This window comes from Vibrio aerogenes, assembly GCF_024346755.1.
Classification (GTDB): Bacteria; Pseudomonadota; Gammaproteobacteria; order Enterobacterales; family Vibrionaceae; genus Vibrio; species Vibrio aerogenes.
In genome coordinates this window covers 240,627-263,783 of record NZ_AP024862.1, presented here as the reverse complement: position 1 = coordinate 263,783, position 23,157 = coordinate 240,627, and the positions used below count along the sequence as shown (strand labels likewise).

Below are 23,157 nucleotides of genomic sequence, written 5' to 3'. Positions count from 1 at the left end.
TCCTGAATTGATGATTTATTCATCATCAGTACAACCTATCAGAGAAATAGACCCAACAAATGACCTTCTTTGCTAATCTCATAGCATAAATTCGAACAAACAAAATTGAAATGATAATCATTATCATATAGATTAATTGCTGAAATAGAGCCTTTGACAACCGGTGGTTATGAATTATGAAGTATTTAGTATCAATCATTATCCTGAGTCTGACTGCATTACCCGTCTCCGCATCGGCTAAATTTAAAGTCGTGACAACTTTTACCATTATTCAGGATATGGCCCAAAATGTCGCTGGAGATTATGCGGATGTACTTTCTATTACCAAGCCCGGCGCAGAAATTCATAATTACCAGCCAACCCCGAGAGATATAATCAAAGCACAATCAGCTGATTTGGTTTTATGGAACGGGCTTCATCTTGAGCGCTGGTTCCAGCGATTCTTTGCCAATGTCAAATCGGTCCCTTCTGTCGTCGTTACACAAGGTATCAAGCCCATCTCTATCTATGGTGGCCCATATACAGGCAAGCCCAATCCTCACGCATGGATGTCGCCTGAAAACGCACTGATTTATATTGAAAATATCCGAAAAGCTTTTGTCAGGTACGACCCGGAACATCAAGAGGCTTACAACCATAATGCAGCGGTCTACAAACAACAAATTCAGCAACTCAATCAGCCCATTCGGTTAAAAATGGAGCAGATTCCTGAAGCCCACCGCTGGCTGGTGACCAGTGAAGGAGCATTCAGCTATCTGGCCAGAGACTACCATCTGAAAGAAGCTTATCTGTGGCCTATTAATGCAGACCAACAGGGGACACCTCATCAGGTCAGGGCACTGATCGATAAAATACGCCAGAATCACATTCCGGTTCTGTTCAGTGAAAGTACGATTTCTGACAAACCGGCCAAACAGGTTGCCCGTGAGACAGGCGCACATTACGGTGGTGTATTATATGTCGACTCTCTATCAACCAAAGATGGCCCTGTTCCGACTTATCTCGATCTGTTACGTGTGACAACTGACACCATTGTTAAAGGATTCCGGTTATGAATAGAGCTCATCATACAGTCAGCCTTGAAGCGCGTGACGTCAGCGTCATCTATAACAATGGATTCCGGGCAATCAATGATGTCAATTTCACCCTGAAAGGCGGGACGATATGTGCTCTGGTCGGGGTCAACGGCGGTGGCAAGTCAACATTATTCAAGAGCATCATGGGTCTGGTAAAAATATCTGGCGGAGAGATTCAGCTTTCAGGTCTGCCAATTCGCCATGCACTGAAGCAAAACCTTGTTGCCTATGTTCCTCAAAGTGAAGATATCGATTGGGATTTCCCCATTTTAGTCAGAGACGTCGTGATGCAGGGCCGGTTTGGATTTATGAATTTCCTCCGCCGCCCCAAAGTTTCTGACAAAGAAAAAGTCCTGCAGGCGATGCGGCGGATGGGAATCGAAGATCTGGCAGAACGTCAAATCGGTGAATTATCCGGCGGGCAAAAGAAGCGTGTTTTCCTTGCCAGAGCATTAGCTCAGGAAAGTAAAACTATCCTGCTTGATGAACCTTTTACCGGCGTCGATTTTACGACTGAAGAAGCCATTATGGATTTACTGCGGGAGTTAAGAGATGAAGGCCATCTGATTCTGGTTTCAACACATAATCTGGGAAATATCCCTGATTACTGTAACGAGGTTGTGTTTATCAACCGCACCATCATTGCTGCCGGAGAACTCAGTGAAGCCTTTACGCAAAATAATCTTGAAGCGACATTTGGTGGTGTTCTGAAACACGTCGGCATTCTTGGGGAAACACTGCATGAAGATGACGATGACCGAACAGTCACAATCATTTCAGATCATGAAGAACCAGCGGTGTTCTACGGTAAAAGCAGCGAAAACGCCAAACTCATCCGGCGAAAATCCCGTTCAGGGAGGCCATCATGATTGAATTAATGAGTGAACCCTTTGCATATCAATACATGCAACATGCAATACTGGCCAGTGCTGTTGTTGGTGGTGTATGTGCTTTTTTATCAGCTTTTTTGATGCTGAAAGGCTGGTCTTTAATTGGTGATGCATTGTCCCACTCTGTCGTTCCGGGTGTCGCTGGCGCCTATGCATTAGGGCTTCCGTATTCTGCAGGTGCATTTATTGCGGGATTTCTGGCATCGATCGGTATCGCTTTATTGCGAACACTTTCCCATTTAAAAGAAGATGCCATTATTGGTTTTATCTTCACCACTTTTTTTGCATCCGGGTTACTACTGGTGTCGCTGAATCCGACTTCGGTGAATATTGAAGGTATTATTTTCGGCAATATTTTAACTATCAGTCCCTCAGATTTAATGCAGATGGTCATCATTGCCGTGGTTTCCTTTATCGTATTAGCGTTGATCTGGAAAGATCTGATGCTGGTCTTTTTTGATGAAACTCAGGCCTCTTCCGTCGGTTTATCCCCCACATTTCTGAAAGTTATTTTCTTCACCATTTTAAGTGCCTGCACTGTGGCTTCTCTGCAAACTGTCGGAGCGATTCTGGTGATTGCAATGGTGATTACACCGGGTGCTACTGCCTATTTATTGACAGATCGTTTTGGCTGTTTGCTGATTATTTCGATTTCCATCGGCATTATCAGTTGTGCGCTGGGGGCTTACCTGAGTTATTTTCTTGACGGGGCAACGGGTGGTGTGATTGTCGTCATCCAGACGTTGTTCTTTCTGGCTGCGTTCTTCTTTGCGCCGAAATACGGCATGCTGGCGACCCGGACCAATATCCGTGAAAAAAACAGAAGCCAGACAGTCACCAGACATCAACCGAACATCAATCAGAAAATGAGGCACTTATAATGGATATCATTCACTGGTTGCTCGATCCGTTTCAGTTTGAGTTTATGCAGCGGGCTCTCTGGGCAGGGCTTTCCGTCGGTTCAGTCTGTGCGGTACTCTCCTGCTATCTGATTCTGAAAGGCTGGTCACTGATGGGAGACGCTATCTCTCATGCGGTTCTGCCCGGTATTGTTATCGCTTACGTCGCAGGAATTGCATTGCCTGTTGGCGCATTTGTTTCCGGACTGGCCTGTGCCTTGCTGACCGGATACATCAAAGAAAACAGCCGGGTCAAAGAAGATACCGTGATGGGGATTGTTTATTCCGGTATGTTTGCTTTAGGTCTTGTTCTTTTCACCAAAGTGGAGACGGAACAACACCTGCTTCACATTCTGTTTGGCAATATGCTGGGTATTAACGATTTTGAGTTTCTGCAAACCGTTATTATTTCCCTGATTGTGTTTGCCATCATCGTTTTGTTCAGAAAAGACTTCTTGTTGTACTGCTTTGACAAAAGCCATGCGCGGGTAGTTGGCTTACCGGTTGTCCTCATCCACTATAGTCTGCTGATTCTGTTATCGCTGACTATCGTCGCAACCATACAGGCCGTCGGGGTCATCATGGTTGTAGCCATGCTGGTATCTCCGGGAATCACGGCATTTGTATTGACCAGGCAGTTCAGTCACATGATGTGGATTGCACTCGCGGTATCGCTCACTTCAATTATAACCGGCATATTAGTGAGTTTTTATATTGATGGGGCGACCAGTGCCTGTATTGTACTGGTGCAGGCTGCATTTTTCATCACAGCGCTGACCGTGTCCCGGCTGAAAAACAGAGCCCGGATCAAACCGCGGAATCATCCTCTGACAACAGGCTGAAGATTCATCTTCTCCGGAGTAATAAAGACTTACCGGATTGCAGGCTGTGACATGCGATTCACCGCCTGCACCGGCACTCCGGCTATCCGCCCCCGGTCGTCCACAACAACACAGCGATAATTTGTGGCGTCAGAATTCTCAAACACATGACCAATGGATAAACCGTCGCATAAGCCAGTGCCGAAGCGCCACAGGTGGCGTGAATTGAATTAGCAAACGCCAGTGCCGGTGGATCGGTCATTGACCCGGCCATCAGGCCACAAATCGTCAGATAATTCAGCTTTCCGGATAACCGGGCAAGCAACCCCACCGTTAATAATGGCACCAATGTAATCACCACGCCCAGTCCCATCCAGGTCAGTCCTTCTCCATCCAGTATGGTGGTAAAAAAATTACCGCCGCAGCTAATCCCGACAACCGCCAGAAACAGCACAATCCCGATCTCCCTTAAAGCCAGATTCGCACTGGGTGGCATAAACCAGTACAAACGACCAATACTGCCGATTCTGGCTAAAATAATCGCCACAATAAGCGGCCCGCCCGCTAAACCCAACTTTAACGGCGCAGGCAAATGAGGGAGCTGAAAAGGTACCGAACCAAGCAGAACGCCCAGTCCGATACCAATGAATATGGGCAACATCTGCACATTCTGAAGCTGGCTGGTTTTATTGCCAATCATACGCCCAACGTCGTCAATGTCAGACTGTTGACCGATGATATACAGGATATCCCCGAACTGCAGCACCGAATCCCGGTTCGCGACCAGTTCTACACCAGCCCGGTTCAGTCGGGAGATCACCACATTGTGCTGGTATTTGATATCCAGCTCTCCCAAATGTTTTCCCAGGACTTTTTCATTCGTCACCACAATCCGGTCACTCTTAAGCATCGTCCCTTTTGTCGATAAAGATTCAGCGACCTCACTTCCGATAATGACCATCGCCCGGTGCAACTTCTCCGGATCGGCCCCGACAAAATGGAGATAATCACCAACATTTAAAATCGTATCCTCACCGGGCACCTTCAGATTTCCCTGCGTTTTCACGCGGGAGCAAACAATATCGTCTCCAACCAGTGACGCCAGCTCCGGAAACTTCATCCCATTCATATTCGGGTTTTCTATCAGGATATTCACTGACAGCAGATTCCTGACTTTACCGGCACTTTTACTGTCATATATTTCGGCTTCCTTATCGACACTGATTTCAAAAACAATCCGGATCAACCACATTGATAACAGAATTCCCAAAATGCCAAATGGATAAGCCATCGCATAACCCAGCCCCAGCATATCCGTCTGATGTGTCGCTTCACCTAATTCCTGCAATACCTGCTGCCCTGCAGCCAGTGACGGAGTATTTGTGACCGCGCCGGAAAAGATACCCAGAATCACATGCAAGGGTAAATCAAATACGAAATACAGCATGACGGCAGTCAGCCCACCCAGTAAAACAATACCAAATGCCAGCCCGTTCAACTTAAGTCCACTGCTTTTGAGTGATGCAAAAAAACCCGGTCCAACCTGAATCCCAATCGTGTACACAAACAGAATTAAGCCAAACTCCTTGATAAAGTGCATGGCATGATTATCAATATGCCAGCCAAACTGACTGATAATATGACCAACAAGAATACCACCGAACAACACCCCGCCAATGCCCAGACCAACACCTTTAATTTTCAGTCCACCCAGCCACAGACCGACAACCGCGACAACTGACAGAACCAGTAAAGAAAGTGCGATTTCACCCATAATTTATTGTCCGCTATCAGAGAGATATCCCTGACCAACCTCAGGGTTCAGGGATAAGTGAAAGAACGATCAGCGATTGAAATCCCGGCATGTCAGTCGCTGACAGACCCGATACGAATGAACATGAACGGAACATTTGGATATACACATTCATTCAGTGCATTATAAAGACAAAGTCTATCGCTTTGAGAAATGGTCATATTTGATGAAGGCGACACAATAAAAGATTAGAAGCGGGTGAGACGGAGGAATGTTATAAAGTGTGAACTCAACAGAATGAATGCGCATCAGCATGCATTAAATTCCCTTGCCATGCAGCCAGAGAGTTCAGTATCCAGGGCCAAAGAATTACGCCCGGTCCTGATATGCACGTACACTGTCCCGCACCACCAGCTCAGGTTCAAGATGAACAACCTGCGGCTCACCGGGCTGATTTTTCAGCCGGTTCAGCAACGCTTCCACCGCTGCTGTTCCCAGCCGGTATTTCGGCTGATGGATTGTCGTCAGAGAGGGCGTCATATATTTTGCGATATAGATATCATCATAACCAATGACAGAGAGTTGCTCCGGAATATCAACGCCCTGATTGGTTGCCGCATTGATCAATCCCATCGCCATCATGTCATTGCAGACAAACACCGCACTGGGTAATGTTTCCTGTGCATGTAACTGCTGGTATGCAGCATAACCGCCATCGGATTCAAAGTTCGATTCAATCACCCATTCCGGCTTGATCTCAAGCCCGGCATCCTGCATGGCTTTTTGATACCCCTGATAACGCATCAGTGCCTGATTACGGTTTAGCGGGCCGGTCACACAGCCGATTTGCCTGTGTCCTGACTGAATTAAATGCTGTGTTGCCAGATAGCCACCTGAGAGTGAGTTATCCTGAATTTTGTCACAGGTAAAATGCATCGCCCCCCAGTCCATGACCACAACCGGGACATCCGGAAAACGATCAAATGCATCAATATGTTCTCCGGCCAAAGTCGGACACATCAGAATCAGCCCATCGACCCGGCGTTCAAGCAAAGTATTGATTGAGGACTGCATACGCTGATCATCTCCCTCAGTATTACAAAGGATCAGATTGTAGCCTTGCTGAAAACAACTGCGTTCAACCCCTTTCACCACCTCACCGAAAAACGGATTGGTTGAGGTCGTCACCAGCATACCAAAGGTCCGGGTCCGGTTCATTTTCAGACTGCGGGCCAGCGCCGAAGGGGTATAATTTAATGACTTCGCCGCCTGATTAACACGATCGGCAATCTCATCGCTGACAAAACGGGTTTTGTTGATCACATGGCTGACCGTCGATGTTGAAACTCCGGCAAGTTTTGCAATATCTTTCATCGTTGCCATGCAGATAACTCCCTGATTAATGCTGAGCGATAAATTGATTCACTTCATCCCGCTGCGGAATCGACGTCTGGGCACCAAAACGGGTGACTGAAATCGCCGCCGCTGCATGCGCGAACATAATCGCCGCATCCAGTGTCTGTCCTTCGAGTAAGGCGGTTACCAAAGCGCCATTAAATGTATCTCCTGCTGCGGTTGTGTCTGTCGCTTCAACCCTGAATCCGGGAACTAAACGTCCTGCACCGGCTTCACTGACCCAGACCCCTTTCGCGCCCAGAGTAATCAAAACCGTTGCAATATCTTTTGCATGCAGCACTTCAGCCGCCTGCTGCGCAGAAGCTTCGTCCACCACAGCAACACCGGTCAGCACTTCCGCTTCGGTTTCATTGGGGGTAATCATGTCAACCCGTGCCAACAGCTCATCCGATAACTGACGGGCTGGCGCCGGATTCAGAACGACTCTGGTCCCATGCTGCGATGCATATTCCAGTGCCTGAAAAACCCCCTCAACCGGTGTTTCAAGCTGAACCAGCAAATAATCAGCCTGTTCAATCAGATCTTTATGATCATCGATTAATTCAGATGTGACTTTACCATTGGCTTCGGCTGAAATGCAGATTGAGTTTTCTCCGGTATCACTGACCTGAATCATCGCAATGCCCGTCGGGCAGTCTGGTATCACGCTCACCGCAGCAACGTCAATACCGTCCTGCTGAAAACGTTCCCGGATCTGAACACCAAAACTATCATCACCCACGCAGGCGATAAATCCGGTATCCGCTCCCAAACGGGCAGCCGCAACAGCCTGATTCGCACCTTTTCCTCCCGGAATGACCCGATAGTCACGACCATGCAATGTTTCTCCCGGACGGGGAAAAGCAGGAACACGCAACACATGATCGGCATTCACACTGCCCAGTACGACTAATTTACCCATAATCAATTATCCTCAAAATCATTTCAGTCTGAGTCAGTTATATCCTTTCAAACCTGAAGTCACACTATTGCGGAAAAAACGTCACAAACCGGAAAATACAAAGCTCCGGGGAAAATAACTTCGGAAAAACAGATAGCTGACCCGGCTGTGAAAAATATGCCCCCACAACGAGGGGCATACTGATTTATCATTGTGGAGCAATGACAAACGAAACAGTCAGAAAGCACCGGGCTTACTGGCTGATCACTTTCAGAGGCACAGGAATGTTTGCAGGTACTTTCTCGCCTTTGAGCATTTTGTCCGCAGTTTCAACCCCCAGCGCACCAATCAACTCCGGCTGCTGTGCAATCGTTGCAGCAAGCTGTCCGCGTTTTACCGCCTTAATCCCATCATCCGTTCCATCAAAGCCAACAATCATGACTTTCTTGCCTGAAGCCTGAGCTGCACGGATTGCCCCCAGTGCCATTTCATCATTTTGAGCAAATGCAGCCTGCAAATCCGGATTGGCAGCGAGCATGTTTTCCATCACATTCAGACCTTTTGTCCGGTCAAAATCAGCAGGCTGGCTGGACAATAATTTGAAATGACGACTCTTCACAGTTTTCATGAAGCCTTCGCCCCGTTCACGGGCCGCTGATGTACCGGCAATCCCTTCAAGCTGAATAACTTTTGCGCCATCACCGAGTTTATCTGCAATAAAGTTACCCGCCATTTCGCCACCGGCAACGTTATCTGATGCGATATGACTGACGACTTTCCCCCGGCTTGCACCACGGTCAAGTGTAATCACCGGCACTTTCGACCGGTTTGCCATCCGGATCGCATTTGATACCGCATCCGAATCAGTCGGGTTGATCAAAATGGCTTTGACACCACGAACCATCAAATCTTCCACATTAGAGAGTTCTTTGCTGGGATCATTTTGTGAATCCAGCACAATCAGGTGATAACCAAGATCTTTCGCTTTTGCTTCTGCGCCATCTTTCATCGTGACAAAAAACGGATTATTCAGTGTGGATAAGACAATGGCTATCGTTTCCTGTGCCTGAGCACTGATTGATACCACCGATGACAGCAATGCCGTAGCAATGAAAGTCGAAATTTTTTTCATATTTGTTGTCCTTTATTCATGTCCGCAGGGGCAGGGTTTGCAAACCGGCAACGCCTGCTCGTTTCACGATGACTTGTGTTAATTATTCATGTAATGGTGTAATTGTTATCAATTACTTGTTTTTATTATCCACCAGCACTGCCAGCAAAATAACCACTGCTTTTGCAATCATCTGGTAGTAAGAAGAAACATCCAGCAGGTTCAGCGCATTATTCAGAAAACCGATAATGAGCGCACCAACCAGTGTTCCCATGATGCGACCTTTACCGCCCATCAGACTGGTTCCACCCAGTACAACAGCCGCAATCGCATCAAGTTCGTATCCCATCCCGGCGGTTGGCTGGGCTGAGGAAAGTCTTGACGTCACAATAATACCGGCCAGTGCAGACAAAAGCCCACAGATGGCATATACACCAACTTTGACTTTATCGACATTTATACCGGAAAGACGTGTAGCCGACTCATTTCCGCCCAGCGCATAGACATAACGCCCGAAACGGGTATGGTTAAGCAGATACCAGGCCAGTCCGAAAACGAAGGCCATCAACCAGACCGGCACCGGAATACCAAACATATAACCGGTCCCGAACCAGGCAAAAGTATCTGCAACATCCGTAAATCCGGTTGAAATAGGCCGGCCTTCGGTGTAAACCATCGTGACACCGCGCAACAAAGTCATGGTCACCAGCGTCGCGATAAACGCCTGAACTTTACCTTTGGCAATAATGGCACCACTCAAACCGCCAAGCACCAGCCCGGCAATCAATGTCGCAGGCACAGCGACCATCACCGGCAGTTCCAGTGCAATCATACTGGCCGCCAGAGCACCACACAGTGCCAGCACAGAACCAACACTCAAATCGATCCCGGCAGTCAGAATAACCAGTGTCATCCCGACGGCAATAATCGCATTCACAGATGTTTGCCGTAAAATATTCAGCAGGTTATCAACCGTGAAAAAGTGTGGATTTAAAAAAGACACGACGACAATTAAAAAAAGCAGCGCAATCAAAGATTTTTGCTCAATCAACCACGCTTTACTGAACCATTTTTTCTCAGACATTACCGGTTTTTCCATAGAGTTCGAATTCATGCTGCCTCCCCGTGATACTGCTTGCCGACTGCACAAGCCAGCAGGTTTTCCTGATTTGCATCTTTTGCATCAAATACACCGCTGATACGTCCCTCATGCATCACAAGAATGCGATCACTCATCCCGAGGACCTCAGGCATCTCCGAAGACACCAAAATAATACTCATGCCTTCAGACTTAAATTGATTAATTAACTGATAGATTTCTTTTTTGGCACCGACATCCACCCCACGGGTTGGCTCGTCCAGAATCAACACTTTTGGCCGGGTCATCAACCCTTTGGCAATCGCGACTTTTTGCTGATTTCCGCCCGACAAATTGCCGATAATCTGATCTTTTGACGGTGTTTTAATATTGAACAGCCGGATGAAGTCTTCAACGGCAGTTTTCTCATCCTGATGGCGGATTTGCCATCCCTGAGTGAGATGATTCAGCGCACACAAAGACATATTCTCTTTGACCGAAAGTCCGAGCACTAACCCATCACCCTTGCGATCTTCTGAAATATAAGCAATGCCGTTGGCCAGGCCGTCCTGCGGACTGACTGGATTAATCGTTTTGCCTTCGAGATTGATCACGCCTTTTTCACTGGGCAATGCGCCATAGATGACCTTCATCAGCTCAGTCCGGCCTGCGCCCATCAGCCCGGAAACTCCCAGAATTTCACCTTTATGCAGCTGAAAACTAACATCACGGACACCAGACCCGGTTAATCCGATAACTTCCAGACTGACGTCCCCGGCAGCCGCATCGATCCTTGGATACTGTTCGTCCAGTTTCCGGCCAACCATCATCTCAATCAGTTGATCTTCATCCAACGCTGACACCGCTTTCTGCCCGATAAACTTTCCGTCACGCAACACGGTCACATCATCACAAATTTCAAAAATCTCTTTCAGGCGATGAGAAATATATACAATCCCGCAGCCTTGTGATCGCAACTCGCGAATCACACTAAATAAAGACTCGGTTTCCGTATCCGTCAATGCATCCGTGGGTTCATCCATAATGATAACTTTTGAATCAAACGAAAGTGCCTTGGCTATTTCCACCATCTGCTGCTCGCCCAGACTCAGATCACCCAACAATTTCTTTGAACTGTGACGTACATTTAAACGCTTCAGCAATTTGTCTGCTTCGGCATACATCTGTGGCCACAAGATCCGCCCGAACGCATTGGTTTTCTCACGCCCGAGAAAAATATTCTCAGCAATTGTCAGTTCAGGAATCAGATTCAACTCCTGATGAATAATAGAAATACCGGCCTCCTGAGAATCTTTCGGGCCTTTAAAATCAGCAGATTTCCCCTGATAGGTAATCTCACCGGCATCTTTGGTATAAATACCGGTCAGCACTTTCATCAAGGTTGATTTACCTGCGCCATTTTCTCCCATCAGTGCCATCACCCGTCCCGGGTATACACTTAAACCGGCCTGATCAAGCGCTTTCACTCCCGGAAAAGCTTTTTCAATCTGATGCAGCGCTAAAATGGGTTGTGTCATGACTTCACCTCAACCATTGTCTGACTATGCTAAAAAACAACACCAACCTGAAAAACCACATTGGCATAAGGCGTAAATTCCCCTGTCCGCACAATTGCCCGGCTTTGACGGGTGCGGTCTTTAAATGCTTCATGCGGCATATACGTTTTTTCTATCGGCTGGCCGGTTTCTTGTGACGCTTCATCCAGTACGGTTAACAGCGCCTGGTGGAGTTCGGGACTTTTGCCGGCGAATTCCTCTGCCATCACAACACCCTCAATTTTTAATTCAGACAGCATCGCTTTGACGGTCTCGATAAATCCCGGTACACCCGGTGTTAAGGCCATATCGATACGCTGACAGGTTTGTGGGACCGGCAGTCCTGCATCACAAATCGTGATTTCATCAGTGTGACCCAGCGTCGCAACCAGGCGGGATAATTCTGAATTTAACAGACTGCTTTTTTTCATCGTATGCCCTCAGTCTTCTGTTCTTCTCTTACTTTGAAACCAATCAAGGTTGAAACCAACAAATCGACCAAAAAATAACCATCGAAACGTTTCGATGAGAATATACATTGAAAAAATGTAAAGAAAAGTGATTCGAGCCGGGTTTGTGAAGCGGATCGTCCGGAAGAAACAAAACGGAAGGGAAACCTTGAAGGTGATCATTGTTCAAATAACAAATCAATCAATAATCAGGGAGGGCCCGTCAATACATTCATCCGGTGTTGAAAATGTCATCACTGCTCATATTTAAGCCAATAAAACAACGTAAATTTAGGTAAATCTCCCGGCTATTCTTTTTGCAAAGAACGGGTAAGTCACGCTCTGATATGATCTGGCCGAAAGCTGTATGAACCCTTGCCAGCACTGAATTGTTCACATCATGAGTCAGCGATCAGCTCAAACTCGCTCATCCCGGAATAAGCCGGTCTGCCCGTCTGATGTTTCACATCCCTCTGTGATGTGTCTTTTCATCTTTCTTCCCTTATGGCACATTGTTTTCAGGATGAATTTTTCAAAATGATTTGTTGAAGCCAATTTGTTCAGAGCAATTTGTTCAGGCTCGTTTTATTGAAAGCATCTTGTTCACGTTGTTCACGGCAATCTGGTTCCACGGTCATTCATTTAAACGGTAATTTATTTAAACAAAAACAATATCAATGGATTGCAGGCGCTCCTGCGCTCAAAAAAACCGCAACACTAACGGTCCGGGATTCTGTTAATCCGTTCAGCATGGTTGAATATAAAATGTTATCGAAACGTACCCTGTTTTTCCTGCTTCTGCTGCTGTTAGCCGCAGGTGGCGTTTACTATCAATGGTTCCGGCATGAACCACCTCCGGAATATGCGACAGAACCGGTCAAAAGAGGACATATTGAAAATATCGTACTGGCGAATGGTATGCTTCAGGCGTCAAAACTGGTGAGTGTCGGGGCTCAGGTCTCCGGTCAGATCGTTAACCTGCCGGTGACACTGGGAGAATCTATCAAAAAAGGTCAGCTGATCGCCCAGATAGACAGCCTGACCCAGCAAAACAGTCTGAAAAAAGCGCAGGCATCACTGGACAGTCTGAATGCTCAGGCCCGGGCAAAAGAGGCTCAGATTCAGCAGGCAAAGCAGGAATTTACCCGCCAGAAAGCCATGCTGGCTGATCATGCCAGCTCAAAAGCAGATTATGAAACCGCAGAATCCAACCTGAAAGTCTATCAGGCCCAGCTGGATCAGCTCCATGCGGAAATACAGCAGGCCAAAGTCTCCGTTGATTCTGCAAAAGTCGATCTGGGCTACACTCAGATTTCAGCACCAATGGATGGCACCGTGGTTTACACCGCAGTAGAAACGGGTCAGACCGTCAATGCCAACCAAAGCACACCAACGATTATTGAAATGGCGAAGCTGGATGTAATGACGGTGAAAGCTGAAATCTCTGAAGCTGATGTCATTCACGTCAAACCCGGACAGTCTGTTTATTTCACCATTCTGGGTCAGCCTAATCATCGCTATCAGGCAACGTTAAGAGCGATAGAACCCGGCCCGACTTCTATGGATGGCGATGACAGTGATATGACCTCCAATGATTCTGAAGCCATCTATTACAACGGCCTGTTCGATGTGGATAACCCGGATGGTACGCTCAGAATTGGTATGACAGCACAGGTTTCGGTGATTCTCAGTCAGTCAGATAACGCTTTACTCGTCCCTGCTCAGGTCTTGCAAAGCTTACCCGGGAAAAAACAAACCCGCTATCAGGTTCCGGTCCTTGAAAACGGACAGGTTATCTATCGTCCGGTCACCGTCGGCATTAATAACAAAGTCAATGCTGAAATTCTCAGCGGTCTGAAAGAAGGTGATCAAATCATTCTGGGCATGCCTTCGGGAGATACCTTTACCAACCGCCGGTTCCGCCGTCCGCCAATGGGAATGTAACCAATATGGCCAAAACGATTCTTGAACTCAACGGCGTTTCCCGGTCGTTTCCTGCCGGAGATGAACAATTAACTGTACTCAAACAGGTTAACCTGCGAATTGAGCAGGGGGAGATGGTCGCGATTGTCGGCGCTTCCGGGTCAGGAAAATCAACACTGATGAATATCCTCGGCTGTCTGGATAAACCGTCTGAAGGACAATACACCATTCATGGTCAGGATACTTCGACCATGGATGACGATGAACTGGCACGGCTGCGGCGGGAACACTTTGGTTTTATTTTTCAGCGTTACCACCTGCTGGGCGATTTAACCGCCATCGGCAATGTCGAAGTGCCATCTGTCTATGCCGGCAAAGATCGCAAAACCAGACAACAGCGCGCCAGTGGATTGCTTACCCGCCTGGGACTGGCTGATCGTTTGGATCATAAACCTAACCAGCTCAGCGGTGGTCAGCAGCAACGGGTCAGTGTCGCACGGGCATTGATGAATGGCGGAGAAGTGATTCTGGCTGATGAACCCACCGGTGCACTGGACAGTCACAGCGGCGAAGCCATGATGGCCTTATTGCAGGAGCTGCATCATGACGGGCACACCATTGTCATTGTCACACACGACATGCACGTCGCTGAGTTTGCCGATCGGATTATCGAAATCAAAGACGGTGAGATCATTGCCGATAAACGGAACAAAAATACACCGGAAATAAATCACCTGCCCTCACCGGCCCCGGCACCGAAACGCCGTATTAACTGGGATCGCTACACAGAAGCGTTCAAAATGGCTTTGCTGGCCATGTCCAGCCACCGGTTGAGAACGTTTCTGACGATGCTCGGTATTATTATCGGTATCGCTTCAGTTGTTTCTGTGGTCGCACTGGGCACAGGCTCTCAGCAAGCTATCCTCAAGAATATTGCATCCATGGGAACCAACACCATTGACGTGATGCCGGGGAAAGGCTTCGGTGACCGGCGCTCCGGCCGGGTCAGAACACTGAAAGCCACCGATGGCGAAGCCCTGAAACATCTTCCCTTTGTCGATAGTGTCACCCCCTCGATCAGCACCAGTGTAACCATTCGCTATGTCAATCAGGCCGTCAGCGCCAGCGTTGAAGGTGTAGGACCTGAATATTTCCGGGTCAGGGGTTATCAGCTGGCTGCCGGCCAGTTCTGGGATCAGCAAAGTGTGACCTCCCTGGCTCAGGAAGCCGTCATCGACAGTAATACAAAAAAAGAGATGTTCGCTGATGAAAATCCGCTCGGCAAAGTGATTTTCCTCGACAACTTACCCGTCAGAATTATTGGTGTGACTCAGCCATCAGAACGGGCATTCGGTAACAGCGATGCTCTGAAAATCTGGATTCCGTACACCACAGTTGCTGGCCGGATGGTCGGGCAAACCTATCTGAACCGTCTGACGGTACGGCTGAATGATAATGCCCCCAGCAGCGCCGCAGAACAGGCGATTATTTCGTTGCTGAAAATGCGCCACGGCACACAGGATTTCTTTACCATAAACACAGACACCATCCGGCAAAACATTGAAAAAACTACCGCGACGATGACGATGCTTATTTCAGCGATTGCAGTGATTTCTCTGGTGGTCGGCGGTATCGGCGTGATGAACATCATGCTGGTTTCAGTGACTGAGCGTACCAAAGAGATCGACGTCAGAATGGCTGTCGGAGCCCGGCAAAATGATATTTTGCGTCAGTTTATGATTGAGGCCATTCTGGTCTGTTTATGCGGCGGTATTTGCGGAATCTTGCTGGCCTATCTCATCGGCATTTTGTTCTCATATTTCGGCAGTAACTTTCAGATGGTTTATTCAGTCACGTCGATCGTCGCTGCGTTTTTATGTTCAACACTGATTGGGGTGTTGTTCGGATTTCTGCCGGCAAGAAATGCCGCCCGGCTTGATCCGGTTGAAGCACTGGCAAGAGAATAAGGAAACCGAATGTTGACATGTAATTTAAAATCTCCGGTTCTGGGCATTGCCATCAGTGCCATTCTGTTGTCCGGCTGTAGTTCACTGACAAAAACCGACTTCGTCCCGCCAACAGTAGATATCCCGGCAAGCTGGCAAACCACAGTGGTGAACTCTCAGGTGAGTCTGGATCCCTGGTGGAAACGATTTAATGATCAGCAACTGAACCGCTTGATGACTCAGGTACTCCGGACCAACAACGATTTAGCGCTGGCAACCCTGACGCTGAAAAAATCCCGGCTGCAAGCCGGTTTATCAGCCACCGATCGCTATCCTTCGGTCAGTTCAACGTCTTCAGCGAAGAAATCAACCCTGCTGGATTCCGGCTCAACCAGCTCGGATTATTCAACCACCCTGTCACTCAGTTATGAGCTCGATTTATGGGGACACGTCTCATCCACAATTGATGCTGCACAATGGCGTGCCGTCGCCAGTGAAGCAGACCGGGAAAGTACCGCACAAACCCTGGTTTCAACCACCGCTTCCCTGTACTGGAAAATCGGCTATCTGAAAGATCGCATTGCGCTGAGTGACAAAAGTATTGCTTACGCCCGGCAAACGCTGGCACTGACTCAGCGCCAGTTTAAAAGTGGCTCGGTGTCTGAGTTAGATGTATTTGAATCCAAACGCAGTCTGGCCGGACAGCAGGCGACACGCAGCCAGCTGGTACAGCAGTTAAGAGAGTCAGAAAATGCGATGGCGGTGCTGCTTAACCACGCCCCTTCAACCCCGGAAAACCTGATCACAACCCTGCCAGACACTGCGCTGCCAGAGATTGCGGCGGGTGCACCAGCGGAGCTGCTGGTGCGCAGGCCGGATGTGAAAGCATCACTTTATGAACTCAAAGCGGCCCTTGCAACCAGTGACGCAACATTCGCTTCTTATCTGCCCACGTTAACGCTGACTGGCTCTGTCGGAGATTCTTCATCCCAGTTAAGAGATTTACTGCGCGACCCTATTGGTACACTGGGAGCAAATCTGGTTCTGCCTTTTCTGCAATGGAACACGATGAAAATCAATCAGAAAATCGCAGAAGTGGATTACCAGACGGCGGTAGTCAACTACCGCAAAACCTTATATGCTGCTTTTGAAGATGTCGATAACGCGCTGTCAGCCCGGCAGCAATATCAATATCAGGGAGATAAGCTGAAAGTACAATACGATGCCGCGACTGCCGCTGAGCGCATTTACGCCAGTCAATACCGTCATGGCGCCGTCAGTATCCAAAACTGGCTGGATTCACAGGAAACCCAGCGCAGCGCACAGGAATCGCTGCTGGAAAATCACTATAACCAGCTCAATGTGCAGGCGACCATTTATCAGGCGCTGGGTGGCAGTGATATCGCACCCCCGGTGACCGGAGATAAATAAAAGGTTTATCTCATCTCTGGCCGGTCATTATCCTGACCGGCTTTTCAATCACCCCGCTTCCACCCGCGACGCCTGCGCCAGCCAGCTGATAAACTGATAAACCGCTTTGGGCGGTGTTGGCAGGGTCAGCGCAGCATAATGAAGACCATTGGGCTCAAAGCCAAACGGTGCAATCAGGCGGCCGGAGGCCAGATCATCTTTCACCAGAATTTGCGGGGCGATGGCAACGCCAAGTCCTGAGGTTGCGGCCTCCAGCATAAAGTAGAAATGCTCGAAAATCTGGCCGGTATTTTCAACCTTTCTTCCCCGGCTGCTAAGCCAGTCATTCCAGGCTGACATCCGGGTACTGGTATGCAAACGCGGCAATGACAACAGCGTTTCAAGAGAGAGTCCATCCTCCGGTGGCAACAGCGCCGGACTAAGAACCGGGCCGGCAAAATCAGCGAACAGGGGCGTGACATTCAGGGATTCATCAAACTGATGATGAATCCGGATGGCAACATCAATGTTATCGTGTCGTAAATCAATCTGCCCATCTCCGGCACTTAAACGGATTTCTGTATCCGGATACTGGTCACGAAAATCATAGAGCCGGGGAATGAGCCAGCGCATCGATAATGTGCCGGGGCATGACACATTCAGCGCCTGTGATTCAGCTTCGATACAACTGGTCACAGCTTCTTCTAAGATATCAAACGCCAGAGTCAGCCGGGGCAGAAGCTGGCTGGCTTTTTCGGTTAACATCTGTTGATTGCGTGGCCCGGTCAACAGCTGAATACCAAGCTGAGATTCCAGTCCGCGAATCTGGCGGCTGATCGCACTATGGGTGACACACAGTTCGTCTGCTGCCTGGCTCATCTTGCCCAAACGCGCTGTCGCCTCAAAAGCCCGGAGTGCATTCAAAGGTAATGCATGTCTCTTCATTGGCACCCTCTTTGTGAGTTTTTAGAACATTGACCTGATATTTCATCAGTAACAGTTTTCTGCCTTTTTATGAAATAATCACATCAGGTCAACACAGTCAACCAAGATGATAAGGAACCCATTTGGAAACACATGTATTTATCGCAATTTTATCCGGAGCCCTCCTTCACGCAGGATGGAATAGTGTTGTAAAAGTCGGGCTCGATCGCTTCTCCACCATCCTTCTGCTCTCTTATGTTCAGGCGTTGATTGCAATAACCGGTCTGATTTTTTTTGTTCCCCTGCCATCGGTTTCTTCACTTGGATGGCTGGTTCTTGGTGCATTTTTGCACACTGGCTACAAAATTTTTCTGATTAAAGCTTACGAACGTGCCGATTTAAGTCAGGTTTATCCGGTTGCACGCGGCACCGCCCCATTACTGGTGTTACTTTTCTCCATATTTTTTCTGCACGAGTCATTTTCCCGGACCGAAGTGATCGCAGTACTGACGATCTCTGGCGGTATACTGGTGATGGCCCTGAAAGGTCATGCGAAACAGACAGGGTATACCGGGCTGTTTTTCTCTTTGATAGCAGCTTTGTTTACCGCCAGCTATACATTAGCTGATGGTATGGGAGCCAGAGTCGCCGGAACAGCATCAGGGTTTATTCTGAGCCTGATTTTGCTGGATACGCTGAATATCTGGGTTTATGCCCGGACAACACGCCGCGTCAAATTGTTTCCCACTTCACTCCGTGTCTGGAAACCCGGATTCTATGCCGGCGCTATGTCTTTGGCAGCTTACTGGATTACCGTCTGGGCTTTTACTCAGGCACCAATTGCACTGGTTGCTTCACTCCGGGAAATCAGCATCCTGTTTGCCACAATGATTGCTGTCGTGATCCTGAAAGAACCGGTCAGTTTGTGGCGCTGGGTTTCGGCTTGTTGTATTGCACTGGGGGTCATCATGATGCGGCATTAAACGACCGCAATGAAGGCTGGGTGGGAACCAGCCATAATATCGGTTCCATTAAACCGTTTGTGGTGTTGAGGTCTCACCACGATTCTGATGCAATCGCTGAAATATTGCAGAAGAAATTTCATAATTACGCTGCCGGGCTATTTTCTGAGATAAAAACAGCTGAGGCAGCTCAAAGCAACAAAGAAAGATAACAATTCCCGCCCCGGTACGATCATGGTCGAAGACAAAAAACATCAACATCGCAATAATCGTCAGTGAGATGTCCATCGCAAACAATTTATATCGCCCAAGATACAAGTGATGAAACCCGCCAATGAACATATAGTTCAGCACTGCATAAGTGTCCGGGTCTTTAATCTGATCCGCCTGCTCACGGAAGAAGGCTTTTCTGATCTCTTCAGCCGATGCGTTCACCTGCTGGCGGAGCTGCTCTTCCTTTGCTTCCAGCTCGTGCAAAGGTTCAAATAAATTCATTACGGCACCTCATCGTGTATTTTCTCTGTCAAATCAGGCTGATTACAGCGCCGAATCCGGGCCAGGCCCAACCGCCAGCCTTTGCATGCACCATATTTTTCGATGCATTGCCGGGTATACTCAGAACAACTGGGTTCGAAATTGCATTCCGTATTCAACAGCTTTTTCGAACCACCCTGACGCTGGTAAAAGCCAATCAGCTTCAGTGACAGCACTTTGAACATTACCGGCCCAGCGTGATAATCAGAGCTTCCCGGCGCCAGAATAAGAGAAAACGTTTCTGCTCAATCACCTGAAATACTACCTGCCAGCCATCCTGTGCATGACGGTTCAGTTCTGCTTCTAATCTTTGTAGCGGAATACCACTGGAGCCCAGCAGGATTGTGCCGCAACCACCTTCAACAATGTGAACAATTTTATATTCTTTAAATTGAGCCATAAAATCACCAGATTCAGATTTTTAATAGGAAAAACAAAAAATTAGCGTTGGGATACTACCCGACAATAACATATGCATCAATACTGACTGACATTTTTATTCTGATTCAGAGACATCGCCTGACAAATGTCTCGACAATATTCAGAATATGCGATTGCCAGAAAGCCTCTCCACCGTGATCTGCACCTTTCAATTGATAGCAAGACACTTCTTTGTCATTTTGTTTCAATGCTTCATAGAGTAGTACACTCTGACCAAACGGAACAATCCGGTCCTGACTGCCATGAAAGATTAAAACCGGCGGGATGTCGTGTGATTTTACGATGTAATTCATCGGCACTGTTGGCCGGACAAGCGCCGGATGATCAGCCGGGCGCACGCCGCCAATCAGCAGCCCTTCCGGAGAATCAGCCGCTGTGTGATCAAGTACAGAGGGCTCATTCGACATTTTGGAAATGTCCGTTGGACCGTAGTAATCAATCACACCCCGCACCTGAGCAGGAAGTTGTGCCGGATGACATTCATCCAACGCTTCATCTTGCTGCGAAAAAGCTGCCATCAATGCGGTATGTGCACCGGAAGAATCTCCCCACAAAAATAACTGCTGCGGGTCAGCATGATAGTCGCAGGCATGTTGCACCATAAAACGGACTGCCGCTTTGGTATCAATCACCTGAGCCGGAAAAGGAGCCACGGTTGACGGGCGATATTCCACTACCGCAATCACAAACCCACGCCGGGCAAACCAGGCCAGCTGTGCCACCTGCGAACCTGTATCCTGCTCCAGCCATGCCGAACCCTGCACATAAAGCACCAAAGGATAGGTTTCAGGCTCATCTGTATATTGTTTTGGCTCAATAATATGCAAATGTAACGGGCCGCTGTCGCGGGTGATATAGGGGACACTGAAATGGATGCGACAACACATTTCTGCATCGCTGGCCGGCAACACCTCAATGCCTTCAGCAAAAACGTGACTTTCCGGAAACCCTTCAGTACCACAAACAGGTTCAATTATATCTGACAATGAATGATGTCCGGGCTGTTTATTTATCATTTTATTCTCCTTTTCGGTCAGCTCACAATATCATCCGGTTATCCCCGTCAACAGCGAATAACCTGTATATCCAAATGACCTGAAGATGCATGATGCAGATCATTGGGGAGTATACAACTGATTTATCATGTCACTATTTGCCGGAGATAACCAGAAAAGGCAGTCAGGAAGAAGACATAAAAATTATCCGGCAGAAGAAAATCTGCCGGACAGAGGATAACTGAAATGGATCAGAAAGAAACACACTTGGTTGTTTCAATTCTCATCACAGATTCCTGTGCAAACGTTTTTTTATAAATCGAGCGCAGCTCTTCGATACTCTTGTTGCTGGTTTCATCGTGAAGCGGGTGGATGAGCATCAGTGCACGGCTGCCTTCTTTGGCCACTTTACCGTCATTACCCAGCCATTGTCCTTGTGCTTTAAATACAGTCAAACCATTACGGAAACGTGGTGTGACTTCCTGATCGACAAATTTCTGCCATTCACCCAGTGTAATATCCGGCCCGTGTGGACGGCTCAGACCAAAGTACAATGTTGTTTCAGCCATCGGATTACCGGCATCACAAGCGATTGCTTTTTCGTTCTGCGGGGATTCAGCATTGACCGCACACCCGGAGAGCAGAGCCGCACAAGCCAGCGCAACGATACGTAATGAGTGTAACCGACGGACATTCATCAGATTCATGAGTTAACTCCATTTATCTATTTAATATAAAGCGGCCATAATACAAGAAATACAGCAAAAGAGGAGTCTAATATGGTAATTATCAATAAAATCTCATTACCCTACCCGGTACGCTTCCGGCAGGCACTGCGATAAAAATAAACACGCCCTTACAACTTTATGAAACCGGATCATTCTTGTTGAGCCTCAGCGATGACCATAGCGTTTGAGCCATTCTTCCTCGAGTGCCGGCATCCAGCTTGAATGTGGTTCAGCCAGTGTCGGGACTGAATTCATCATATTCTGAGCCGGGAGCTCCCCGAACAACTGTCGATCGGCTGCTGGCAGCCGCTCCGGATCTAATACCGTGCCGTCGCCCCATATTTTGGTGTCTGCTTTTCGCGCCTGCGCCTGAGGTGAGAGCAAAAAGTTGGCAAAAACCTGAGCGCCTTCTTTGGACCGGGCATTCACGGGAATCGCAACAAAGTGAACATTCCCTATCATTCCCCGGCTAAAACCGTAGCTAAAGGCAGTCTTGGGTAACGTTTCGCGCGCAATCAGATTGCTTACTTCATTTGGATTGAATGAAACTGACAATTTCAGTGTTCCATTTGCCAGCATACGATGCATGTCCGCTGCATTGGCCGGAAATGTTTTCCCCTGACGCCACAAGTAAGGATGCAGTTGATCCAGATAATCCCACAGTGGCTGTGTCAACCGGGCAAAAAACTGTGGATCGACTGGTTTTTGAAACCATTTCTGACCTGAAATCTCAAGTAATAACTGTTTAATCAGTGTGGAACCATGAAAATCCGGAGGAGCGGGATAGGTAACCTGACCGGGATTCTGTCTGGCAAAAACCAGTAATTCCTGTGCCGATAATGGCGGATTGGGTGTTACCGTCCGATCAGCAATCAAATTCATTTGCGCTGCACCCCAGGGACTTTCCAGCCCCGATGTCGGAACAGTAAAGTCAACCTGCACCGGTTTGGTTTGATCGACATACCGCCAGTTGGGCAAATAGCCGACCCAGGGTCCAAACAACAGATCTTCACGTTTCATCCGGCTGAAATTCTCACCATTCACCCAAATTAAATCAACCCTTCCCTGCCGCTTCACTCCGGCTTTCACTTCAGCCTCAATCTGGCTGACAACTGAGGAGGTATCGGTGATTTTGACGTGTTTTATCTTCACACCATATTGTTTTTCAGCCTGCTGGGCTGCCCATTGAATATACTCATTAATTGCAGCGTTACCTCCCCATGCATAAAAATGGACAGTTTGTCCATCGGCTTTCGTCATGACATCATCATGCCAGTGGTCATGAGCGACAACAGCGGACGATATGATTAATACCAGTAATCCTGATAACAGCTTTTTCATCATTATGCATTCCCCGGACTGATC

General features: G+C 48.0%; 22 protein-coding genes. 8 read left to right on the top strand and 14 right to left on the bottom strand.

Annotation, left to right across the window (positions count from 1 at the left end):
• The first annotated feature begins 176 nt into the window (after nucleotides 1-176).
• Genes OCV29_RS18875 through OCV29_RS18860 form a run of 4 tightly spaced genes read left to right on the top strand, consistent with a single transcriptional unit; the run spans nucleotide 177 to nucleotide 3,707 of the window.
• Complete coding sequence (locus OCV29_RS18875; protein WP_073605040.1) at nucleotides 177-1,055, top strand: metal ABC transporter substrate-binding protein; 879 nt, start codon at nucleotides 177-179, stop codon at nucleotides 1,053-1,055.
• Nucleotides 1,052-1,945 (top strand): metal ABC transporter ATP-binding protein, encoded by an 894-nt coding sequence (locus OCV29_RS18870; protein ID WP_073605041.1) that lies wholly within the window; start codon nucleotides 1,052-1,054, stop codon nucleotides 1,943-1,945. Before OCV29_RS18875 ends, OCV29_RS18870 begins: the two co-directional genes overlap by 4 nt.
• Nucleotides 1,942-2,847, top strand: a complete 906-nt coding sequence (locus tag OCV29_RS18865; protein ID WP_073605042.1) for a metal ABC transporter permease — start codon at nucleotides 1,942-1,944, stop codon at nucleotides 2,845-2,847. Before OCV29_RS18870 ends, OCV29_RS18865 begins: the two co-directional genes overlap by 4 nt.
• Entirely contained in the window at nucleotides 2,847-3,707 is an 861-nt protein-coding gene (locus tag OCV29_RS18860) for a metal ABC transporter permease (RefSeq protein ID WP_073605043.1), read from the top strand. The genes OCV29_RS18865 and OCV29_RS18860 overlap by 1 nt, the downstream gene beginning before the upstream one ends.
• 82 nt (nucleotides 3,708-3,789) lie before the next feature.
• On the opposite strand, the gene OCV29_RS18855 is transcribed toward OCV29_RS18860, so the two are convergent.
• From OCV29_RS18855 to rbsD, 7 genes are all read right to left on the bottom strand, one after another.
• A complete protein-coding gene (locus OCV29_RS18855; protein WP_073605044.1) occupies nucleotides 3,790-5,460 on the bottom strand; it encodes a putative transporter in 1,671 nt (556 codons plus the stop codon).
• Between the two features lie 348 nt (nucleotides 5,461-5,808).
• The gene (locus OCV29_RS18850) at nucleotides 5,809-6,822 is read right to left on the bottom strand and encodes a substrate-binding domain-containing protein (RefSeq protein ID WP_073605045.1); all 1,014 of its coding nucleotides are present in this window, start codon (nucleotides 6,820-6,822) and stop codon (nucleotides 5,809-5,811) included.
• Nucleotides 6,823-6,838: 16 nt separating this feature from the next.
• Nucleotides 6,839-7,756, bottom strand: coding sequence for a ribokinase (gene rbsK, locus OCV29_RS18845; protein ID WP_073605046.1), 918 nt, complete (start codon nucleotides 7,754-7,756; stop codon nucleotides 6,839-6,841).
• Nucleotides 7,757-7,988: 232 nt separating this feature from the next.
• A complete protein-coding gene (gene rbsB, locus OCV29_RS18840; protein ID WP_073605047.1) occupies nucleotides 7,989-8,867 on the bottom strand; it encodes a ribose ABC transporter substrate-binding protein RbsB in 879 nt (292 codons plus the stop codon).
• 112 nt (nucleotides 8,868-8,979) lie between these two features.
• Nucleotides 8,980-9,960 carry a ribose ABC transporter permease gene (rbsC, locus tag OCV29_RS18835; protein WP_073605048.1) on the bottom strand — a complete coding sequence of 327 codons (981 nt, stop codon included), beginning with the start codon at nucleotides 9,958-9,960 and terminating at the stop codon, nucleotides 8,980-8,982.
• Complete coding sequence (gene rbsA / locus OCV29_RS18830; RefSeq protein ID WP_073605049.1) at nucleotides 9,957-11,462, bottom strand: ribose ABC transporter ATP-binding protein RbsA; 1,506 nt, start codon at nucleotides 11,460-11,462, stop codon at nucleotides 9,957-9,959. The genes rbsC and rbsA overlap by 4 nt, the downstream gene beginning before the upstream one ends.
• Nucleotides 11,463-11,491: 29 nt before the next feature.
• On the bottom strand, nucleotides 11,492-11,911 hold the full coding sequence (gene rbsD, locus OCV29_RS18825; RefSeq protein WP_073605050.1) for a D-ribose pyranase: 420 nt from the start codon (nucleotides 11,909-11,911) through the stop codon (nucleotides 11,492-11,494).
• Between the two features lie 783 nt (nucleotides 11,912-12,694).
• Here rbsD and OCV29_RS18820 point away from each other — a divergent pair.
• From OCV29_RS18820 to OCV29_RS18810, 3 genes are read left to right on the top strand one after another with little or no spacing between them, the layout of a single operon-like run.
• Nucleotides 12,695-13,873: an efflux RND transporter periplasmic adaptor subunit gene (locus OCV29_RS18820; RefSeq protein ID WP_073605262.1), complete on the top strand. Its 1,179-nt coding sequence runs from the start codon at nucleotides 12,695-12,697 to the stop codon at nucleotides 13,871-13,873.
• A 5-nt stretch (nucleotides 13,874-13,878) separates the two neighbouring features.
• The gene (locus tag OCV29_RS18815; protein ID WP_073605051.1) at nucleotides 13,879-15,819 is read left to right on the top strand and encodes a MacB family efflux pump subunit; all 1,941 of its coding nucleotides are present in this window, start codon (nucleotides 13,879-13,881) and stop codon (nucleotides 15,817-15,819) included.
• 9 nt (nucleotides 15,820-15,828) lie between these two features.
• Nucleotides 15,829-17,229, top strand: a complete 1,401-nt coding sequence (locus tag OCV29_RS18810; RefSeq protein ID WP_073605052.1) for an efflux transporter outer membrane subunit — start codon at nucleotides 15,829-15,831, stop codon at nucleotides 17,227-17,229.
• 48 nt (nucleotides 17,230-17,277) lie between these two features.
• Here OCV29_RS18810 and OCV29_RS18805 read toward each other — a convergent pair whose 3' ends face one another.
• Nucleotides 17,278-18,153 carry a LysR substrate-binding domain-containing protein gene (locus OCV29_RS18805; RefSeq protein ID WP_073605053.1) on the bottom strand — a complete coding sequence of 292 codons (876 nt, stop codon included), beginning with the start codon at nucleotides 18,151-18,153 and terminating at the stop codon, nucleotides 17,278-17,280.
• Between the two features lie 122 nt (nucleotides 18,154-18,275).
• On the opposite strand from OCV29_RS18805, the gene OCV29_RS18800 reads away from it, so the two are divergent.
• Nucleotides 18,276-19,115 carry a DMT family transporter gene (locus OCV29_RS18800; RefSeq protein ID WP_073605054.1) on the top strand — a complete coding sequence of 280 codons (840 nt, stop codon included), beginning with the start codon at nucleotides 18,276-18,278 and terminating at the stop codon, nucleotides 19,113-19,115.
• 48 nt (nucleotides 19,116-19,163) lie between these two features.
• Here OCV29_RS18800 and OCV29_RS18795 read toward each other — a convergent pair whose 3' ends face one another.
• From OCV29_RS18795 to OCV29_RS18770, 6 genes are all read right to left on the bottom strand, one after another.
• Nucleotides 19,164-19,589: a hypothetical protein gene (locus tag OCV29_RS18795; protein ID WP_073605055.1), complete on the bottom strand. Its 426-nt coding sequence runs from the start codon at nucleotides 19,587-19,589 to the stop codon at nucleotides 19,164-19,166.
• A complete protein-coding gene (gene yidD / locus OCV29_RS18790; protein WP_073605056.1) occupies nucleotides 19,589-19,813 on the bottom strand; it encodes a membrane protein insertion efficiency factor YidD in 225 nt (74 codons plus the stop codon). The genes OCV29_RS18795 and yidD overlap by 1 nt, the downstream gene beginning before the upstream one ends.
• Nucleotides 19,813-20,028, bottom strand: coding sequence for a DUF4177 domain-containing protein (locus OCV29_RS18785; protein WP_073605057.1), 216 nt, complete (start codon nucleotides 20,026-20,028; stop codon nucleotides 19,813-19,815). Before OCV29_RS18785 ends, yidD begins: the two co-directional genes overlap by 1 nt.
• 106 nt (nucleotides 20,029-20,134) lie before the next feature.
• Complete coding sequence (locus OCV29_RS18780) at nucleotides 20,135-21,085, bottom strand: alpha/beta hydrolase (protein ID WP_084193441.1); 951 nt, start codon at nucleotides 21,083-21,085, stop codon at nucleotides 20,135-20,137.
• A 230-nt stretch (nucleotides 21,086-21,315) separates the two neighbouring features.
• Nucleotides 21,316-21,771, bottom strand: a complete 456-nt coding sequence (locus OCV29_RS18775; RefSeq protein WP_245796944.1) for a DUF3574 domain-containing protein — start codon at nucleotides 21,769-21,771, stop codon at nucleotides 21,316-21,318.
• Nucleotides 21,772-21,957: 186 nt separating this feature from the next.
• The gene (locus OCV29_RS18770; RefSeq protein ID WP_245796945.1) at nucleotides 21,958-23,136 is read right to left on the bottom strand and encodes an ABC transporter substrate-binding protein; all 1,179 of its coding nucleotides are present in this window, start codon (nucleotides 23,134-23,136) and stop codon (nucleotides 21,958-21,960) included.
• Between the last annotated feature and the right edge of the window lie 21 nt (nucleotides 23,137-23,157).

Bases quoted from the DNA above. Each gene is read 5' to 3' on its own strand.
- OCV29_RS18875 (WP_073605040.1), top strand. From the start codon at position 177: ATGAAGTATTTAGTATCAATCATTATCCTGAGTCTGACTGCATTACCC.
- OCV29_RS18870 (WP_073605041.1), top strand. From the start codon at position 1,052: ATGAATAGAGCTCATCATACAGTCAGCCTTGAAGCGCGTGACGTCAGC.
- OCV29_RS18865 (WP_073605042.1), top strand. From the start codon at position 1,942: ATGATTGAATTAATGAGTGAACCCTTTGCATATCAATACATGCAACAT.
- OCV29_RS18860 (WP_073605043.1), top strand. From the start codon at position 2,847: ATGGATATCATTCACTGGTTGCTCGATCCGTTTCAGTTTGAGTTTATG.
- OCV29_RS18855 (WP_073605044.1), bottom strand. From the start codon at position 5,460: ATGGGTGAAATCGCACTTTCTTTACTGGTTCTGTCAGTTGTCGCGGTT.
- OCV29_RS18850 (WP_073605045.1), bottom strand. From the start codon at position 6,822: ATGGCAACGATGAAAGATATTGCAAAACTTGCCGGAGTTTCAACATCG.
- rbsK (WP_073605046.1), bottom strand. From the start codon at position 7,756: ATGGGTAAATTAGTCGTACTGGGCAGTGTGAATGCCGATCATGTGTTG.
- rbsB (WP_073605047.1), bottom strand. From the start codon at position 8,867: ATGAAAAAAATTTCGACTTTCATTGCTACGGCATTGCTGTCATCGGTG.
- rbsC (WP_073605048.1), bottom strand. From the start codon at position 9,960: ATGAATTCGAACTCTATGGAAAAACCGGTAATGTCTGAGAAAAAATGG.
- rbsA (WP_073605049.1), bottom strand. From the start codon at position 11,462: ATGACACAACCCATTTTAGCGCTGCATCAGATTGAAAAAGCTTTTCCG.
- rbsD (WP_073605050.1), bottom strand. From the start codon at position 11,911: ATGAAAAAAAGCAGTCTGTTAAATTCAGAATTATCCCGCCTGGTTGCG.
- OCV29_RS18820 (WP_073605262.1), top strand. From the start codon at position 12,695: ATGTTATCGAAACGTACCCTGTTTTTCCTGCTTCTGCTGCTGTTAGCC.
- OCV29_RS18815 (WP_073605051.1), top strand. From the start codon at position 13,879: ATGGCCAAAACGATTCTTGAACTCAACGGCGTTTCCCGGTCGTTTCCT.
- OCV29_RS18810 (WP_073605052.1), top strand. From the start codon at position 15,829: ATGTTGACATGTAATTTAAAATCTCCGGTTCTGGGCATTGCCATCAGT.
- OCV29_RS18805 (WP_073605053.1), bottom strand. From the start codon at position 18,153: ATGAAGAGACATGCATTACCTTTGAATGCACTCCGGGCTTTTGAGGCG.
- OCV29_RS18795 (WP_073605055.1), bottom strand. From the start codon at position 19,589: ATGAATTTATTTGAACCTTTGCACGAGCTGGAAGCAAAGGAAGAGCAG.
- yidD (WP_073605056.1), bottom strand. From the start codon at position 19,813: ATGTTCAAAGTGCTGTCACTGAAGCTGATTGGCTTTTACCAGCGTCAG.
- OCV29_RS18785 (WP_073605057.1), bottom strand. From the start codon at position 20,028: ATGGCTCAATTTAAAGAATATAAAATTGTTCACATTGTTGAAGGTGGT.
- OCV29_RS18780 (WP_084193441.1), bottom strand. From the start codon at position 21,085: ATGATAAATAAACAGCCCGGACATCATTCATTGTCAGATATAATTGAA.
- OCV29_RS18775 (WP_245796944.1), bottom strand. From the start codon at position 21,771: ATGAATCTGATGAATGTCCGTCGGTTACACTCATTACGTATCGTTGCG.
- OCV29_RS18770 (WP_245796945.1), bottom strand. From the start codon at position 23,136: ATGATGAAAAAGCTGTTATCAGGATTACTGGTATTAATCATATCGTCC.